The following is a 15,597-nucleotide window of genomic DNA, read 5'->3' on the forward strand; positions in this document are numbered from 1 at the left end:
TTGGCGGGCCGGGAGGCGACCACGTAAAGTTGGTTCAGCGAGCGGCGATGCGGGATTACCCGCCGACTGGCTGGTGTGAGTCCCACATGATTGCAAGCTGCCCTATGGTCGTCAGCTGTGGACGAGCGTGGTCAGCGGCGAGCAGCCAAGCCGAGTCGTTCTGGCCTATAGGTTGGGGGCAGCGTGTGTGTGGTCATACGCGAACTGACATCGCCGGTTTCAGTCGGTGAAAGTCCGATCGGGGCAAAAGAATCAGGTCCCTTAGCCTGGGAGACGGCGGAGGAACCCTCTGACACAATGATTAGAAATGAGCTAGCGCGGATGCAACCGCAGCCTGAGTGCTCAGGCTTTGGGCAGTGCCTATGTGCGGTACTGCCTCCAATGAGGCGCTCCCACCCAGTCGCGATCTGATGGGCGAACGCACGGCCTTCCTGATGACGTCCACGATAGTGGCGTGACTTATACCAGCAATGAGCCTCCCGCTAACACGGGAGGTTCATTCTTAGCATGATGATGTGGATCAGACCAGCGTCGCCGCGAGGCTCATTCGCGCGACCCTGAGCAACTGCGCCGGCTCTGCACCGGTCTGGGCGGTTACCCGCAGGCCCGAAATTACGGTGACAATCAGCGTAGCCACGTCTTCGGGCGACGACTCGGGGCGTACGCTGCCGTCGAGCTGCCCAATCTTCGCGGCCTGTGTCAGCAGAGAGATACGACGATCCAGATCACGGTCTAGAATCGATTGCACCCGGGGGTCGCTCTGCCGCATATCGGGAGACATGAACGTATGCACTGTCATGCACCCAGCTGCATGGCCCTCCTTGTGTGCCGCGAACTCTTCCGCAACAACCATTTCAACGATCCGCCACAGCCTCGTACCGCCATCAAGTTCCGCATTGGTGAGTACCGTCTCCTGCCGTAGCGACACGACTTCGGCGTATCGCTGCAACGCTTGCACAAACAGTTCTTCCTTCGAGGTGAACGTGTTGTACAGACTGCTGCGGCGCACGCCTGCTGCTTCGCACAGTTTCTCTGTGGAAGTGTTGGCGAAGCCGTGAACGCGGAACTCTGCCGCCGCAGAGTCCAACACCGCCTCTGTATCGAACGAACGTGGTCTACCCATGCATTGATCTTAGCATATTTCGGATTATAATATACAGAATTTTGCGGTTGTCGATAGTATCCGTTTAAGCTCGCCCAAGCGAGAACGCGAATGGCATGTTTGGACTTGCCACCGGGTGGGACGCGGCAACTCCGCACTGTTGCAAGGAGGTGGTTCGTAATGCAGGCCCTAATTTTCCACAACGGCCGGTTCGAGATGACAGAAGTCTCGGCTCCGCATCCAGCCTCAGCTGAGGCTGTTCTTGTTGATGTTGAATTTATCTCACTCAATCGTGGAGAAACCACGGTTCCGTGGGGCCAGGACGAAGTCATCGGCTGGGACGCGTGTGGGACAGTTGCGCAGACTAGTGCTGACGGGCACGGTCCCGCGGTTGGAACTCGGGTGGTGACTTGGGGATACTCCGGAGCTTGGGCGCAGAATCGGATGGTTTCCCACCGAAATCTCGCTGTCGTTCCTTCCGGAATCACGGGTGCAACTGCCGCTGCATTGCCTGTCGCCGGACTTACGGCACTCCATGCGGTTAAGGCTGCAGCTGTAGCTTCAGGTTCGCGGATCGCGGTTACGGGAGCTACCGGTGGCGTGGGACATCTTGCCGTCCAACTCGCCGCTAATACGGGGGCTCACGTTCTTGCAATCACTCGTGATCCACATCGCGCTGCGGCTTTGAATGATGCCTTCGCAGGCAAGAACATTACGGTGGCCACGGTCGAGCAAGCGAAGCAAGAGGAAATTGACGTAATCATCGATACCGTGGGTGGTCCAATCCTAGCAACTCTCATGGACAAGCTGAGCGGTGGAGGAAAAGTGATTTTGGTGGGAGCCGCTTCCGCTCAGTCCACGGAAATCGACACGGCCACACTCATCGCGAAACACATCAATTTGCTTAGCGTCGTGATCCCCACACCGGTCGGTGGCGACTTAGCTACGTTGCTTGAGCTCGTTAGGCTTGGCCAATTGACTGTGAACACTGTCGATGGGGGAGCATGGACACGATTGACTTCTGAGGTTCCAACCGGCGCGTTGGGCTTGGGCAAGACCGTTTTTCATATGACAGCCCTGGAGGCGGATACCATCCGCAAATTGTGACCAGCTTGATTGGGAATGATACGGCACTGATCGCATCAATGTTCCTCTGCCGTGCTGTCTCCTTCTGGTGTGGCGGAAAAGCCGCCCTTGAAGTGGAACAGGCGGCGAAAAGTTGCCATGCCACCGTGCTACGTCCGTATGAGAGCATCCAGACCGGACTACGGCGCGTTCCTCGACACTTTCTGCGAAACAACGATCCTCTTCGCCGTCAGCAACCTGCACGTCTGCGTCGTTTCTGCACAGCCGAGAGGGTGATTTTCGCGACCAACTTCCGAAGCTCTGTGCCACAACACAGAAAAAGGCCCCGAATCGGGGCCTAATGAGGTTGATGCGCCGTTACCGCATCAATCCTTATGGACAGAGCCTAGCTTTTGCGCGGCGGACAGGATGGCGTCCTGTTCTGTCGCATCGAAGCAGACGAATGGCTCTTCATATCCGGCTTCTTCGGCTAGGTCTTTGGCCTTGTCGTAATGAACACCCAGGTCAAACTCCTCCTGGGTGATCTTGACGCTGAAGATCGGCATGTCGGACATGCCGGAAGCGTTGACGCAGGCGACCGCGATCCGCATCTCGAATTCAGCATGATCCGGAGGATCGGCCGATACAGCAACAGTGGCCTGTGCTTCGAGATCATCGCCGTCATCCATGTCCATGCGTTCACGCATTTCGGAGACGAATGCTTCGGGGGGCATCAGACCGTAACGCACAATGCGCACGGGGATGTCTTCCGCGTCGAGGTTTCCGTCCTCGATACGCTGTCGCATGAAGGCGGCGATCTCGGCTTCGTGTGCTTCACTGACGACTGCCGAGGGCGAAAGGGAAGCGTCGATTGACCAGGTGTCCACTTCCGCGGCGGTCTCGCCGGTCAACATGCCTTCGCCGATAGCGCGCTCGCACAGGCCGCGCAGGCGTTCCAGCATTTCCGATGCGGGCTCTCCGTTGAGCAGATAGATCACGTCCAGCGTCAGGCGAGCGTTGACGATTTCGGACGTAGCTTGGGTGTTGGTGTTCATGGAAATCTCCTTGCGATGAAAAAGAACACAGTCATGCCCACGAAGAACGCGGGCATGACTGCAAGGTGGAAGAAACGAGAAGGCCGGCGACCCGATGGGACGCCGGCATGGGGAGTTGAATCAGGCGGCGACAAGTTGCCTTGCCATCGCCACTTCTACGGAATCGCCATCCGTGTTGAGGGCATCCAGACCGGACTCCGGCACGTCTCCTGACGTGCTCTGCGAGACGAGGATCTTCTTGGCCATTAGCGACAGGCACGTCATTTGCGACGTGGCCGCATAGCCGAGATAGATGACCTTCACGGCCAGCTTCTGGCCGATCCGCCATGACCGGCGCGAGGCCTGCTGAAGCGTGTAAACGTTCCATCCCGACTGCATGAAAACAATCGTTGGGAACTCCAGCAGATCCAGGCCCGTCTTGACCAGTTCGGGATTGGTCAGCAGCACATCAATGCCACGGTCGAGCTGCTCGGCGATCCAGTCTTCGCGTCGTGAGGTATCCACGCTTGCGCGCAGCACCGCGACCTTCAGGCCTTCCTGCTCCAGCAGAACCTTCAGCCTCGACGTGGTGTCCCGCGTCCCGGTGTAGACGGTATAGGCCAGGACCTTGCGGCCCTCGGCTTTCTCTGCCTTGCAGATGTCGATCAGTTCACGCTCTTTCGGCGTGATTTCCAGCTCGTTGAACTGCGACGGTGTGAACGCCAGCAATTCCCGCGTGCGGGGATGCGTGACCGTCTCGGGACGGAAGCACGTGTCTGGCCAGGCCAGAAGCACGTTGAGGACCACGCCAAGAAGCGTCGTATCCCGCTTGCGCAGGGCTTCCTTGAGAGCTGCCGTGAGGCGGCCGGCCAGGTCACGATAAGCGATGGCCTGATCGGCCTCCATCGCGACCTCACGAAACTCCTCCTCGTAGGGAGGAAGCACGTTGCCGCCAATGTCCCTGAGTTTCAGGAACACGGTGAACGGCAGCACGCATCGCAGGATGCCCTTCGGCCCGAAGCCAGGCGCTTTGACGGTGCGCACCGTGATCTTGGTGCCCCTGGCCGTCTTGTGCGCCGTGCCGGTGCTTTCGGAATAGATGTCCTTCAAAACGCCGTGTTCGCGCATGAAGGCCATCGCCGCCGACGTCATGCTGCCAGTCCTGGAGGGCCGGTAGCCGTCTTCGATCATCCGCCCCGTCAGCGTCCGGAACAGCAGCGCGAACAAATCGTCCGCGTAGCCGCCCATCAGCGTGCCGGTCAGCAGCAGGGTCCTGCGAGCCTTGGCGGCAAGCACGCCCATCGCCTGTCCCTGTGCGGAACCCGACCCCTTGTACTCATGGCCTTCGTCACACACGAGGAGATCGAAAAAGCCCTGCGGAAGATACCGTTTGATGAACTCACTGGCTTGATAGCCACCTTCACCAAAGCCAAATTCCATGGAGGCCATTGCACGTTCCATGCGCTGGGCCTGCCGGTCGGAGAAGACAAGATCACCGTTCTCATCCATCAGGTTGATGAACTCGAACAGGTTGTCGCCCAGGAGAGATACCAGGAACGACTCGCCGAACTTCTTCATCAGCCGCTGGGCCGTGGCCTCCCCGATGGTGGGAATACGCTTGAGCGCCTTGATCACTGCCGAGGACTGGTCGGTGGATGAAAGAGACCGCGGGCGCATCAACGTCCACAGCGCGGATGCGCAATGGCTGCACTTGCGCCGCGACTCCTCGGCCTCGAGCTCGATCGTGTTGACCGGCTCGCCATCGAGATCGGTGATGACGTGACCGCAATGCGGGCATGCGCCGACGAAGCCGCCAGGCGTGCGGCGACGGGTGAACACGGGCTTCCAGTGGAAGCCCATGCGCATCCTGACCCTGCCAAGAACAAAGAACTCCTGGCCGGTGGCCGGTACGCCGAGTTGCTCGCGCAACTTCAGCAACTTGACCAGCGTGTCGGGGCCGTTGAGCACCCACACTTTTGCACCGGGGATGGTTTCGAGGATTTCCCGCCGCCACTTGTAGACCAGGTGCGGCGGCGACAGGACCAGCGTGCGGCGGTAGCCTTCGGCGTTGAGCACTGCGGCGACGGCAATTGCCATCAGCGTCTTGCCCGTTCCCATTTCCGCGTTGATGATTGCGGCACGTTCACCACGATCGATCAGCAACTCGCTGACAGCGTGGATGACTTCGGCCTGCGCGGGGAACGGCTGCCGCTTGAGACGCGACAGAACCCCTTGCCGATGTGGGCGCGCTTCCCCGGTGTAGACCGGAGGATTGGCGCGGTTGAGGCTTTCCAGCAGTTCGTCACCGAATTCGGAAACGAAATCGTTGAGGCTGATGGTCAGAGGTGAGGACTCTGCTTCAGGCAAATCGCCCTGCACGGCAGAATCGGGGATGGTTTCAAGATCGAGGGACATGGTGATGCTCCAAAGAAAACGGGGCATGCACCTCCCCCTGTGGGGCGATGGACATGCCCCTGGGTGGGAAGATGAGAAGTGGCGGCAGCCGCCGGATGAAGATCAGTATTCGTCGGGCAACAGCAGCGTGGTGACGCTGCGATCCCATTCGGTGATGATCCAGAGTTTCAGGTCAGGCTCGACCTGGTACGACGAAAACAGGCGGTCCTCGCCGGTGCGCAAGGCAGTATCATTGGACTGCCAGTCGCTGTCGTCGAGATCGCCCCAGTCGGCACCGAGATGGCGCGCGAGATAAGGACCTGGATTGAGCCGACCCTCGCGGACCAGTTCATCGACGCCGCAGGTCATGACCAGGTGCCCAGTCAGGAATCGCGGTTGCGGGACAACGCTAACGAAAAGTGCTTCGTGTGCCATGGTGGTGACTCCATAAGAAATGAAGGGCCATGGCACCCGATCGGGGTGAATGGCCCCGTTGGGTGGATGATGCAGGCGACAGAGGTTACTGGGCTGCCGCGGTGAAGGAACGACGCATTGGTGCGTCAGGATTCGGAAGGCAGCATGACATGCGTTGCGCTGCGGTCTGCTTCGGTGAAGATGCGAATGGTGAGTTCGCGGGTGACGATGTAAAGCGAACCGAGAGGCTCACCGGACGTCAGGGCGGCATTGTTTTCCTGCCACCTGAGATCCGTCACATCGCCCCAGTCGCCACGGATGTGACGCTGGAAGTAAGGCATCGGATCGAGCCGGCCTTCCCGCATGAGACGGTCTACGCCTTCGCTGAAAATCAATGCGCCGATCGGAAACAGCAAACGGCGGCGATCACTGGACCTTTCGTTGGATGTCATCGTTTTTCTCCTGATTGTTGAGCAGGGTCATGACACCCTGGCGGGGCAGCATGACCCCATTGGGTGAGAAAACTGACGATGTTGGTCGTCAGAGGGGCCCGTTTTCCTCGGGCAGTTGGATCACGGTCTGGCTGTGGTCCGCGTTGGTGGTCACCAGCAGGGACAGCCGCGGCGTCACCTGGTAGCGCGAAGTCACTGCGCCTTCGGAGCGAAGAGCGGCATCGTTCGCGCGTCGTTCGGTGTCGTCGAGATCGCCCCAATCACCACGCAGGTGGCGATGCAGGAAACGATGGGGATCAAGCAGCCCCGTGCTGTCCAGCCATTGCACCCTGGCGCTGAGCGTCAGGGCACCACTGGAGAACAGAGGAATGGAGGCCGGCGCGGTGCGCTGGCGTGGGAACAGTTTGAAGGACATGGATTGCTCCTGTTGCGTTGATGAAAAGGCGAAGCCAGCACCTGACCAGGCGTTGGTTTTCGGGGGATGAGGGATCAGCGGATGGTCAGCACTTCTCCCCGAGTGGGGGAGCCGGGTGTCATGTCCCATGCGCGAATGACCGGCACGAACTTGTCTGTGAGGATGCGCGTTTCAGCGATCGAGCCGTCGTCGCGTTCGTTGTATTCGACCGCGGCGGACTTCTCTTTGTGGGTATCGCCTTTGACGACCATCACCTTGCCGGATCTGGAGTGCACGACACCCGAAATCGCACCGGCTGCGAGCGCCAGGGCGAGATGCCAGTGAGACAAGGCACGGGCCGGCGGCCGCAACGATTGCTGCGAAGCGCCGAGGTGCGTATCGAGGGAAGGCCACAGCCCTTGCAGGCGATGAACTTCGGCCGCGAATTGCTCCGGCTCCATGGTGACCCGGTAGAACTGTTCCGGCTCGGCCTGTGTGGTCGGGACGGAATACGGGAGGAACGGCCATTCGGCTGGCAGCTCTTCCGCTTCGATATCGCCTGACCCGATCTGCAGCAGCCGGTTGCGGATGGCTTTGGCATCGCTCGCCAGATCGCGCTGGCGTGAGCGAGTGCCGAAGATCACCACCTGCCTGAACTGCTGCTCGACCGCACGATAGATGCGCAGTCCGGTGAAATGGCGTGTCAGCCAGCCCACCATTTCGGCATCCAGCGTGTAGCTGGGAATGATGAAAACGAGCACGCCACCGTACTGCAACAGCGGCAGGACGCGCTGATAGAACAGTTTCTCCAGCCTGGCGCGGCCCTGTCCCTGGTAGCCAATGTTGCCATCGGCATCCCTGGACAGATCCCCATAGGGGGGATTGAGCCACATCAGTCCGAAGCTCTGCCGGCTGATCAGCGTATCCATCAGGTCGCTGTGCAGGCAATGGTCGACAAGCCCTCGGGCATGTCTGGCGCGCTCTTCGTCGAACTCGACGGCATAAGCTGACACCAGATCACGGCCAAGCGCATGCGCAGCTTCGGCGATGGCAACGCCTTCGCCCGCGCAAGGGTCGATGATGGCGACTTGACCAGCGGCCGGCGCCAGCGCGTTGAGCGCCCGTTCCAGCGTGGGTTCGTCTGTTGGGTAATACCCTGATTTCGCAAAATTGCGGGCAAGCCTGGGGAACATGAGAGCCATGTGAATCTCCTGATTCTGGTTGGGAAAATGAGGGGCATGCAGCTTGTGCATGCCTTTGCGAGACTTCAGGCGACGCGCCGTAAAGGCATGCCGGAAGCCAGTTCATGCGCCGTGGCGCTGAGGGTGCCGTTACGGATCAGATCGCCGAGTGCCCTGGTGAGCACAGGGACATCCAGTGCCAGGCGATGCCCTTCCAGCGGCCCGTAAGCCATGGGAAGACGTGCCAGCATGGATTGCTCCGTCAGGAGTTCCAGCACGATGTCGCGCCAGTGATCGAGCAGTGGCAATGGGCAGGTTTCCTGTACCAGGGTCCACAAGCGATCAAGCCGGTGGCCTGAGTCCCTGGGCAACAGCGTCAGCGCGCTGGCGTTAGCCTTGTCGGGCTTGACGCAGCGCTGGTCGAAGAGCCACAGGTTGACCATCGAGCCGAACAGCGTGCGGCGGAAAAGGCGCGTGGAGCGCTTCTCCAGCCTGTCGACGTTACCGACGAAAACCGGCACGGAGCCGCCTGCGTCGGTGATGAGGTGGAATTGATCCAGACCATCGTCGTCACGACCCAGCGTGAGCCGGGCCAGAAACTGCTGAATGGCTGTATCTCGTGCCCATACGGACAGGAATATCAGGTTGCCGCCTTCGTCGCCGATGTAGCCGTCGGCCATCAGGTCGGGGCATTCGTCAATGCGAAGAAGCGGTTGCGAAGATGTTGTATCGGGCATGGTCGTGTCCTTTGAAAGGTCCAGGGACAGCACCAGCCCGTGAGGCTGGTACAGCCCCTGGGGGTGAGGAATGCTCCGTCAGGAGCGATGGGTGAAAGCCGCAGGCGTTGCCCGAAATGGGCGTAGTCCGCGAAGATCAGCTTTTGAGTTGCCGCAGACCTTCGGCCAGCAGCCACAGCGCGCGATTGAGGCGGACGTTCTGATCGATGCCTTGCACAGCGCGCGTGCGTTGATGACGGCCAGTGGCAGTCCGACCGGACAAACCTCCTTTGACGAGGTTTTCCTGTACCCGGTTGAACACCGACCACAGATCCGGGCGATTGTCATCGAACCGGCGTGTCGCCAGAACCTGGCTTTCAGTGATCGGCAGCACCTTGCTTTCGCTGTCATATTTGAGCGTCAGGGCCGACCTTGCGAAGACTTCCGCCTCGCCATCATCGAGCGTGATCGCTCGCATGGCTTCGCGGGAGTCCTGCACCTGGTCGAATCCGCTCAGGACCTCGTAGGCGCCTTCGATTACATGGTCAGTGACATTGCCCTTGTGGGGCACACGAACGTCACCGACGATATCGCCGCACACCAGACCGTTCTGGCACACGAAACGGAACATGCCGGCCAGCATTTGATAGCTGCTGGTGCCATCATGCGAATTAAGCAGGATGATCTCATTCGCCTCTTTGCCGTTGATCTGGCTTGCATGGCGAAGGCGGAGCATGTGTTTCGTGAACTCGCGACGGTCTTCATGACGCACGCGGGTCTGGCACACCATGAAGGGCTCGAACCCTTCATTGCGTAGTTTCGCCAGAACGGCGGATGTCGGTATGTAGCTGTACCGTTCGGAGCGGCTTCCATGCGGTGTATCCGCGAAGATGGAGGGAGCGACTGCGCGAATCTGGTCATCCGACAGCGGATGATCTGCACGCAGAATCGGGGAACGTGATGCGAAACGAGATGCGAGTTGCATGTCTATCTCCTTGAGGATTGGGCAAGCGGCATCGACGGCCGGCACAAGGCCGGACGCGCGCGCATGCGTGGAAAACCTGCAATGCAGGGGCAGTCCGAGGACTGGTGTGAGGAATTTCAGGCGACTGGAACGGCAGATGCCGAACGCGCTATACGCCTGTGATCGTGGTACGCCCGTACACCCGCTCGCCATTCCGGCGATTGAGTGGGTGCGCGTTCCAGATAGCTGAGCGGGCAGCTGTAGTAGTAGGGATGAACGGATTCATCCATCGACTTGTAGCCCCACTCGTTGCGGTAGCGTTGCAGTAGCGTGCAGCCGATGTAGGTGAAGGATTCACCGGCAGCGAGGTTGAGCCTGTTCGGCTCTTTCGCCGTTACTTTGACCACAGACCACAACACGTTGCCGCGAAGGGTATAGGCCAGAGTTTCGACATATGCGGCCTGGCAATCCTGCGACTGCACCAGATGATGGATCAGTTCGCTACGTGAGCGACGGGAAAAAAGCCAACCCATGAGAAGGTCTCCTGAAGAAATTAACGGGGACCTTCCCGGCGGGAAAGACGCCCGTCGGGGATAAAAGAACGTGGGCTTTTCAGCGCCCCAGTTCGGTGAATGAACCGTCTGCCTGATGCCTGACGAAGCGGTTGCCGACATTCCTCTCGGCGTCGGACAGGACCTCTCTGAACAGGCTCTCCGGCACGATGATCTGAAAATGCCGCAAGACCTCGCGGTAGTAGTCCAGGTCATGACCGAAAGGATCGGTCTCGTGCATATTGCTGTACAGGAAGCGGTCATCCTCGACCTGCATGGCGTCATCGATCAGCTTTGCAGGCTTTTCGATGGTCAGGAAAAAATATTGCATCGGCCGATCCCAGCCGAGCACAACGATGATGGGAAATCCCTTGCGGGACGTGTCGAAGCAGTGCCGACTCATGATGAAGCTCCTCGTTTGAAATCATCGGAAGCTTGCCCATCGGGGAAGCGCCCCGATGGGTGATGGATCAAGGTCGATCAGGCGCTGGCGAGGTGCCAGTCCTGGGAGAGCGGTTCAAACCGATAGCCCATCGCATCGAGCCGGTCGCGCTGCTGACGCAGGACGCGGCGGTCGACGGTTGCGTCGAGTTTCACGGTTTCGCTCAACGGCCAGAGCATGCCGAACAGTGCGGCATCGTCTTCCTCGGCCGAGGCGTTGGAGGATGATGCAGCCGCTGGTTCGCTGCCGAACGGCGTGGTGTCGACCAGTGGATCGCGCGTGCTGCGGGCCTTCGTCCTGGCTGGAGGCCTGGCCGCGGCCGCAGGTGCCTGCGTTTCCTCATCAATGGGATCGACCTCCTGCGGACTCAGCCGCTGGGCTTCATCCTTGCTCAGTCGATCGATGTTCGAGAGGGTCATCCCGCCCAGGTGGGCGCGGATTTCGATGACCATCCGCCCACTGGTGTTGTAGGTAGAGGGTCTGATTTCGGTGATGACGAAATCACCGTCGTATTTGCCTTCGTCATACTGGTCCAGCTCGGCATTCTTGATGACGAACTCACCAATGCTGGTCGAAAGGCGGCCGACATTGAAGTCGCCATTCCTGCCGTGGATGGTCTTGATGGCCAACTGGCCCGGGAGGGTAATCATGGAGTGCTCCTGGTGATGATGAAAAGAACAAGGCCCCTGTGAGGGGGCCTTGCGGATCAGAACGACTCGGCCAGTGCCGGTGCTTGCGCATCAGCGGCTTCGTCGGCAGGTTCGGCGATCGGCTCGGATACTTCCGGAACCGGCTTTTCCTGCGGAGCAGGAGCAGATGCAGCGGATTGTTCCGCAGCATCCTGTTCGGACTCGGCCGGCTTGGGTTCGGCCTTGTACTTCAGGACGCCATCGACCTTGATCCAGCTGACGAACAGCAGGCGGGCCTTCAGGCTGACACCCTGTTCACCGGCGCGCTTCCCCTTGGAATAGGTGAAGGTGTCGGTCCACAGGTCGCCCAGGCGGAACCCGATCATCACTTTCTTCTCTGCCTCGACGGCATCGATGCAGCGACGGATCAGGTGCTGGGCATCGGTGCCCGAAACGCGCGTATCAAAACGCACGTACGAGACATCGTCGCTCGGACCATTGAGCGCTGCGATATCGCAGGCCAGGAACGGCTCACCTTTCTTCGGCTTCACTTCGCGGATGCGATTGAGATAGCCGAGGCCAGTGATGTGCAGGTCGAAAAAGGACTTTTCGGTAGAAGTGGTCATGGTGAATCTCCAGACTTGAGGACAAGAATGCGGAGACACACCGACCCCGTACGGGAGGTGTGTAACCCCCGCGCGGGTTGATGGATCGTGAGATCCGGCAACAACTAGGTTGGCATCACCGCCGATTGCTCGACGGTCGTTCGCGCTGGGATGCCGAGTGCGAACTGGTGTGATCACGCGGACGGAACCGCGCCGTAGCCTTGAAGATCAATGGCTACCTGGGCATGTTGCTGACCGGGGTCAGCGCAACATGGCGGTAGCGTGGCATCCACTGCGCCGGCCGGCTATCCGGAATCGGTACTGGTTCGCAGCCCTATTGTTCGGTCGAGGCACTTGAGCGGGTCTCGCGTGCGGAACTCCGAACAAAAAAAAGCCCCCCATCAGGGGGCTTCGCTGGATCAGTGTGGTGTCATGAACCGCAACCGGCCGGGCAACATCCCAGCTCGATTCCGTGTGTGCAGTAGCCGTTCTCGGCATTCCAGTCGTCGGTTTCCTGCCTCTCGGCAGGTGTTGCGTAATCCCAGTCCTGCGCGATCTGCAGAGCTTGTGTCCGTTGGCTTTCGGGCAGTCGATCTACGTGTCGTTCAATCTCCGAACTGAAGCGTTCGACGTAATAGTCGTGAGACAGTCCGCAGCCGTTGTGGGCTTGCACGGCGACCTTCTCGCAGACAGCCCGCCAGGCGGTTTCATCAAACGAGATGCCGGTATCGCTGATAGGCTGTGAGGATGTGCTGCTGGTGATTGCTGGCATGATGAATATCTCCAGAAAGAAACCGGAGTCCTCCCACGCAGGGACAGGACCCCGGCGGGTGGATGAAACGTCGCTGCTGCGTACAGAGCGACCGGTTCGTCGTTCAGTCGTCGCCCTGGGTGGGTGAAACGACTTGCAGGAACAGTTGTGTCGGCGTGGCGGATAGTTCGAGATCGTCCTCGCTGCTCAGGATGCGTGCGAACACGCTGTCCCGCAGTTCGAAATGCTCTGCGAAATCATCGCCACCCAACTCGGTTCGGGCGCGTTCCCACCAATCATCGAACGGGTCGATGTCAGGGTTGCAGCCGATGGCGTAGGCCAGCAGCTTCTGACGCCCCTCTGGCGTTCGCTCACCTCGCTCGGCAAGGAAGTAGACGCCGTGGTCCTTTACCAGGACGACGCGGCATTTGTTCGCCTCGGCCTCGGCGAGCACGGGGCGCAGGTCGGCACCTTTGAAACGTAGTGACATGGACGGAATCTCCTGTGTGGAATAGAGAAGGCTCCCCAACCTTCTGGATGGGGAGCCGCTGCGGTACATGACCGGTTGATGGAAGGACTGGCGGTCTTGAGGTCAGCCGTAGAACTGTTGAGCCTCAAGCCAGGGAACGAGCCGCGCGTCGTGGCCGACCGATATCGGAAGCATCGCGTCACGGGCCTCATCGGTCGTGAAACACGTCGCATGGTCGAGGGGGACCCAGCCGAACTCGTTGGACCAGAAGCCAGCACTGTCGCTGACGGCCGACTCGTTGGGCGAATACACCACCCAGGAGTCGCTGGCCGTGAAAGTCACGCAAGCACCGCCTGGCGTCGCCGGGCGGGCTTGGCGTCGATCACGCTCACGTCGATCAGGCGCCAGCGCCCATCGTCGATGAGCCGCTCCAGCACTTCGCCGAGCATGTCGAAATACACCTCGTCGTGCCGATCGACCAGTTCGCCATCGCGATGCAGTTCCACCACGTAGGTGTCACCCGCGCGGTCATAGAGGATCGTCACCCGGCCCTCGAACTTTCCGGTTGAAACCGCGAAGCTGATTGCCGGAGGCGTCTCGATGATGCTGGACGGCTTCGGATCGACCCAGGTGAAGTCACGGGCACCAGCATCGACCAGCATGTGGGTGATACGCCGGAAACCATCGGGCGCCGGCATTTCTTCCAACTGCTGGATGAGCTGGCCCAGTTCCAGGCACTGTGGCTCGGGGATGGGCAGCTTGGCCGGCGCGGAACCAAGGACGTGCGTCTTGACCGTGTAAGGAATGCCGTCAGACGTCATCTCGGTACGTTCTTCCGGGGTGTCAGCGCGCAGGCCGTCGAAACGGCGCCGTGCGTAGGGTTGAACATGCACCTTGGCCCCTTCGTTCGGGACAGAGGACACCAGATTGCGGTCGAGCACCGCGAATTCGGTGGGCTTGACCTTGACAACAATGGCATCGCCACTGGCCGCGACCACTTTGCCGTCGAAGGCATCGGGATCAATGGCGAAGCCGAATGCAGATATCTGCGGCTGATCATCGAATACGCGATACTTGAAGCCTCGTGCGTTACGAGGCACGTGACCTGCGACCAGCGAAGGCATCAGGGACTTGATGAGGGAACGGTCCATTGGGATCTCCTTGAGGAAAAGCAAGGGATTCCCGCCACAAGGGAGGGGTCCCTTGTGGGTTGAGTGAGTGGCGCGGTATGCGCCGATAGAACAGGCCAACCAGTGCAATACAGCACCGCAGTCTCGAAGGTCTCGACTGCCTGGGCATGCAGCCGGCAACGCCAGCAAACATGTGGTCAGGTTGATCCATGACGGTGGAAATTGTTAGCGCCTATCGGGGCCAACACTTCACCGTATTCGGGTGTCGTTATCGGTCAGCGATCTTCGTCCCGCAGGTGTTTCCGGCGAGCCCGCATCCAGGGGAATAGCAGGCATGCGACAAATCCCCCGACGCCGCCGGCGAGCAGAAGCCGGGCCTGGCCATCCCAGGGCTGCGGCAATATCAGGCTCAATGCCAGTCCGCCCAGGCATATCGCGCCTGCGCAGGCGAGCCATCTCCATCGCACCTTCAGCGGGCCTGCGGCCAGAATTTCAAAGAGATTGAGTTCGGTGAACGTTTCTTCGGCGTTGTTTTTCAGGATACGGATGCGAAGCTGCTCCAGGTCGACGTCCTGACCGATCTCCAGGCGAGGCAACCTCTGCTGAAGCACCTCGGCGATCATATGAGGCGAAGGCAGATCCTGCGGCCAGCGGCTGGCGGGAGCCACTCCATAGGCCGTCAACAGTGCGTGGGTGAGTTGTGGCAGCAACAAGCGCCTTGCCCGGTGCTTGTCCAGTACGCACCAAAGCTCTTCCCTACCCGAGATCGCCAGATGGTAGAGAGCCAGCCGTTCAGCGGCAGGGTAATCCACGGTTGTCACCAACGCAGGCATTTCGGTTGCGCCGCCGGAGCGCAGGAAATGGACCCGGTTTTTGCCTTCGTGGGCGAACCACAGTCCCAGTGGCGCGATCTCAAACACAATGGCCTGGTCGCGGTCGCCGGGCAGAGAGCGGTCATCGTCTAGCAGATAGTCGGCAAGCGCGGTGACGGAGCGGCTTGACGATGATGGCTGTCGCCACCGCCAGGACTCACCCAGCAAACGATCGAGAGGGACGCGGGCACGTCGGGGATGAAGCGAGTGCGCCAGGTCCAGAAACGGCACCACAGCCCTGGTGAAGGCGGAGACATCGATCGCGGAGCTTGCAGCATTGCGCAGCTCGGGAGGAACAAGGACTGATGAGGCTGGCGATTTCAACGCGGCGTCCAGTGCGTCTTTCGCCGCCACGATGTTCCTGACGGCACCCCACAGCATTCTCTCGGCAGAAGTCGCTGCTGTCTTTATTCCGGTCTCCGATGCCATCGT

Annotated in this window: 18 protein-coding genes and 2 pseudogenes; 1 reads left to right on the plus strand and 19 read right to left on the minus strand. The window is 60.1% G+C overall.

Translation table 11 applies throughout. The features are described from left to right. Positions 1–520 precede the first annotated feature (520 nt). Positions 521–1,123, minus strand: a complete 603-nt coding sequence (locus tag FY156_00840) for a TetR/AcrR family transcriptional regulator (protein UXS00137.1) — start codon at positions 1,121–1,123, stop codon at positions 521–523. A 159-nt stretch (positions 1,124–1,282) separates the two neighbouring features. On the opposite strand from FY156_00840, the gene FY156_00845 reads away from it, so the two are divergent. Next, on the plus strand, positions 1,283–2,209 hold the full coding sequence (locus FY156_00845; protein UXS00138.1) for a zinc-binding dehydrogenase: 927 nt from the start codon (positions 1,283–1,285) through the stop codon (positions 2,207–2,209). Positions 2,210–2,583: 374 nt separating this feature from the next. Here the strand turns inward: FY156_00845 and FY156_00850 are convergent. The 18 genes and pseudogenes from FY156_00850 to FY156_00935 form a co-directional block, all read right to left on the minus strand. Next, positions 2,584–2,778: pseudogene (locus tag FY156_00850) on the minus strand (hypothetical protein). Between the two features lie 69 nt (positions 2,779–2,847). Continuing rightward, positions 2,848–3,039, minus strand: a pseudogene (locus FY156_00855) (hypothetical protein). Positions 3,040–3,342: 303 nt separating this feature from the next. After that, positions 3,343–5,616: a DEAD/DEAH box helicase gene (locus FY156_00860; protein ID UXS00139.1), complete on the minus strand. Its 2,274-nt coding sequence runs from the start codon at positions 5,614–5,616 to the stop codon at positions 3,343–3,345. A 102-nt stretch (positions 5,617–5,718) separates the two neighbouring features. After that, the gene (locus FY156_00865) at positions 5,719–6,030 is read right to left on the minus strand and encodes a hypothetical protein (protein UXS00140.1); all 312 of its coding nucleotides are present in this window, start codon (positions 6,028–6,030) and stop codon (positions 5,719–5,721) included. A gap of 125 nt (positions 6,031–6,155) precedes the next feature. Then, positions 6,156–6,461, minus strand: a complete 306-nt coding sequence (locus FY156_00870; GenBank protein ID UXS00141.1) for a hypothetical protein — start codon at positions 6,459–6,461, stop codon at positions 6,156–6,158. A gap of 88 nt (positions 6,462–6,549) precedes the next feature. After that, positions 6,550–6,876: a methyltransferase gene (locus FY156_00875; GenBank protein ID UXS00142.1), complete on the minus strand. Its 327-nt coding sequence runs from the start codon at positions 6,874–6,876 to the stop codon at positions 6,550–6,552. A gap of 74 nt (positions 6,877–6,950) precedes the next feature. Continuing rightward, complete coding sequence (locus tag FY156_00880; GenBank protein ID UXS00143.1) at positions 6,951–8,057, minus strand: class I SAM-dependent methyltransferase; 1,107 nt, start codon at positions 8,055–8,057, stop codon at positions 6,951–6,953. 65 nt (positions 8,058–8,122) lie between these two features. Next, the gene (locus FY156_00885; GenBank protein ID UXS00144.1) at positions 8,123–8,773 is read right to left on the minus strand and encodes a hypothetical protein; all 651 of its coding nucleotides are present in this window, start codon (positions 8,771–8,773) and stop codon (positions 8,123–8,125) included. 136 nt (positions 8,774–8,909) lie between these two features. Next, positions 8,910–9,737: a DUF945 domain-containing protein gene (locus FY156_00890; GenBank protein ID UXS00145.1), complete on the minus strand. Its 828-nt coding sequence runs from the start codon at positions 9,735–9,737 to the stop codon at positions 8,910–8,912. 116 nt (positions 9,738–9,853) lie between these two features. Continuing rightward, complete coding sequence (locus tag FY156_00895; GenBank protein UXS00146.1) at positions 9,854–10,249, minus strand: hypothetical protein; 396 nt, start codon at positions 10,247–10,249, stop codon at positions 9,854–9,856. Between the two features lie 79 nt (positions 10,250–10,328). Then, the gene (locus FY156_00900) at positions 10,329–10,670 is read right to left on the minus strand and encodes a hypothetical protein (GenBank protein ID UXS00147.1); all 342 of its coding nucleotides are present in this window, start codon (positions 10,668–10,670) and stop codon (positions 10,329–10,331) included. A gap of 77 nt (positions 10,671–10,747) precedes the next feature. Beyond that, entirely contained in the window at positions 10,748–11,359 is a 612-nt protein-coding gene (locus tag FY156_00905) for a DUF3275 family protein (protein ID UXS00148.1), read from the minus strand. 56 nt (positions 11,360–11,415) lie between these two features. Further along, entirely contained in the window at positions 11,416–11,964 is a 549-nt protein-coding gene (locus tag FY156_00910) for a DUF3577 domain-containing protein (GenBank protein ID UXS00149.1), read from the minus strand. A 409-nt stretch (positions 11,965–12,373) separates the two neighbouring features. Further along, positions 12,374–12,715 (minus strand): hypothetical protein, encoded by a 342-nt coding sequence (locus FY156_00915; GenBank protein ID UXS00150.1) that lies wholly within the window; start codon positions 12,713–12,715, stop codon positions 12,374–12,376. A gap of 103 nt (positions 12,716–12,818) precedes the next feature. Then, positions 12,819–13,184 (minus strand): DUF3085 domain-containing protein, encoded by a 366-nt coding sequence (locus FY156_00920; protein UXS00151.1) that lies wholly within the window; start codon positions 13,182–13,184, stop codon positions 12,819–12,821. Positions 13,185–13,286: 102 nt separating this feature from the next. Continuing rightward, on the minus strand, positions 13,287–13,505 hold the full coding sequence (locus tag FY156_00925; GenBank protein ID UXS00152.1) for a hypothetical protein: 219 nt from the start codon (positions 13,503–13,505) through the stop codon (positions 13,287–13,289). Continuing rightward, positions 13,502–14,314 carry a GTPase gene (locus FY156_00930; protein UXS00153.1) on the minus strand — a complete coding sequence of 271 codons (813 nt, stop codon included), beginning with the start codon at positions 14,312–14,314 and terminating at the stop codon, positions 13,502–13,504. Before FY156_00930 ends, FY156_00925 begins: the two co-directional genes overlap by 4 nt. 254 nt (positions 14,315–14,568) lie before the next feature. Further along, positions 14,569–15,594, minus strand: coding sequence for a hypothetical protein (locus FY156_00935; GenBank protein ID UXS00154.1), 1,026 nt, complete (start codon positions 15,592–15,594; stop codon positions 14,569–14,571). Between the last annotated feature and the right edge of the window lie 3 nt (positions 15,595–15,597).

This window comes from Agrobacterium tumefaciens (genome assembly GCA_025559845.1).
Taxonomy (GTDB): Bacteria; Pseudomonadota; Alphaproteobacteria; order Rhizobiales; family Rhizobiaceae; genus Agrobacterium.

Excerpts from the sequence above, each read along its gene's own strand:
- FY156_00875 (UXS00142.1), bottom strand. The coding sequence starts at position 6,876 with ATGTCCTTCAAACTGTTCCCACGCCAGCGCACCGCGCCGGCCTCCATT.
- FY156_00845 (UXS00138.1), top strand. The coding sequence starts at position 1,283 with ATGCAGGCCCTAATTTTCCACAACGGCCGGTTCGAGATGACAGAAGTC.
- FY156_00885 (UXS00144.1), bottom strand. The coding sequence starts at position 8,773 with ATGCCCGATACAACATCTTCGCAACCGCTTCTTCGCATTGACGAATGC.
- FY156_00920 (UXS00151.1), bottom strand. The coding sequence starts at position 13,184 with ATGTCACTACGTTTCAAAGGTGCCGACCTGCGCCCCGTGCTCGCCGAG.
- FY156_00870 (UXS00141.1), bottom strand. The coding sequence starts at position 6,461 with ATGACATCCAACGAAAGGTCCAGTGATCGCCGCCGTTTGCTGTTTCCG.
- FY156_00910 (UXS00149.1), bottom strand. The coding sequence starts at position 11,964 with ATGACCACTTCTACCGAAAAGTCCTTTTTCGACCTGCACATCACTGGC.
- FY156_00935 (UXS00154.1), bottom strand. The coding sequence starts at position 15,594 with ATGGCATCGGAGACCGGAATAAAGACAGCAGCGACTTCTGCCGAGAGA.
- FY156_00905 (UXS00148.1), bottom strand. The coding sequence starts at position 11,359 with ATGATTACCCTCCCGGGCCAGTTGGCCATCAAGACCATCCACGGCAGG.
- FY156_00880 (UXS00143.1), bottom strand. The coding sequence starts at position 8,057 with ATGGCTCTCATGTTCCCCAGGCTTGCCCGCAATTTTGCGAAATCAGGG.
- FY156_00865 (UXS00140.1), bottom strand. The coding sequence starts at position 6,030 with ATGGCACACGAAGCACTTTTCGTTAGCGTTGTCCCGCAACCGCGATTC.
- FY156_00900 (UXS00147.1), bottom strand. The coding sequence starts at position 10,670 with ATGAGTCGGCACTGCTTCGACACGTCCCGCAAGGGATTTCCCATCATC.
- FY156_00890 (UXS00145.1), bottom strand. The coding sequence starts at position 9,737 with ATGCAACTCGCATCTCGTTTCGCATCACGTTCCCCGATTCTGCGTGCA.
- FY156_00895 (UXS00146.1), bottom strand. The coding sequence starts at position 10,249 with ATGGGTTGGCTTTTTTCCCGTCGCTCACGTAGCGAACTGATCCATCAT.
- FY156_00915 (UXS00150.1), bottom strand. The coding sequence starts at position 12,715 with ATGCCAGCAATCACCAGCAGCACATCCTCACAGCCTATCAGCGATACC.
- FY156_00930 (UXS00153.1), bottom strand. The coding sequence starts at position 14,314 with ATGGACCGTTCCCTCATCAAGTCCCTGATGCCTTCGCTGGTCGCAGGT.
- FY156_00840 (UXS00137.1), bottom strand. The coding sequence starts at position 1,123 with ATGGGTAGACCACGTTCGTTCGATACAGAGGCGGTGTTGGACTCTGCG.
- FY156_00860 (UXS00139.1), bottom strand. The coding sequence starts at position 5,616 with ATGTCCCTCGATCTTGAAACCATCCCCGATTCTGCCGTGCAGGGCGAT.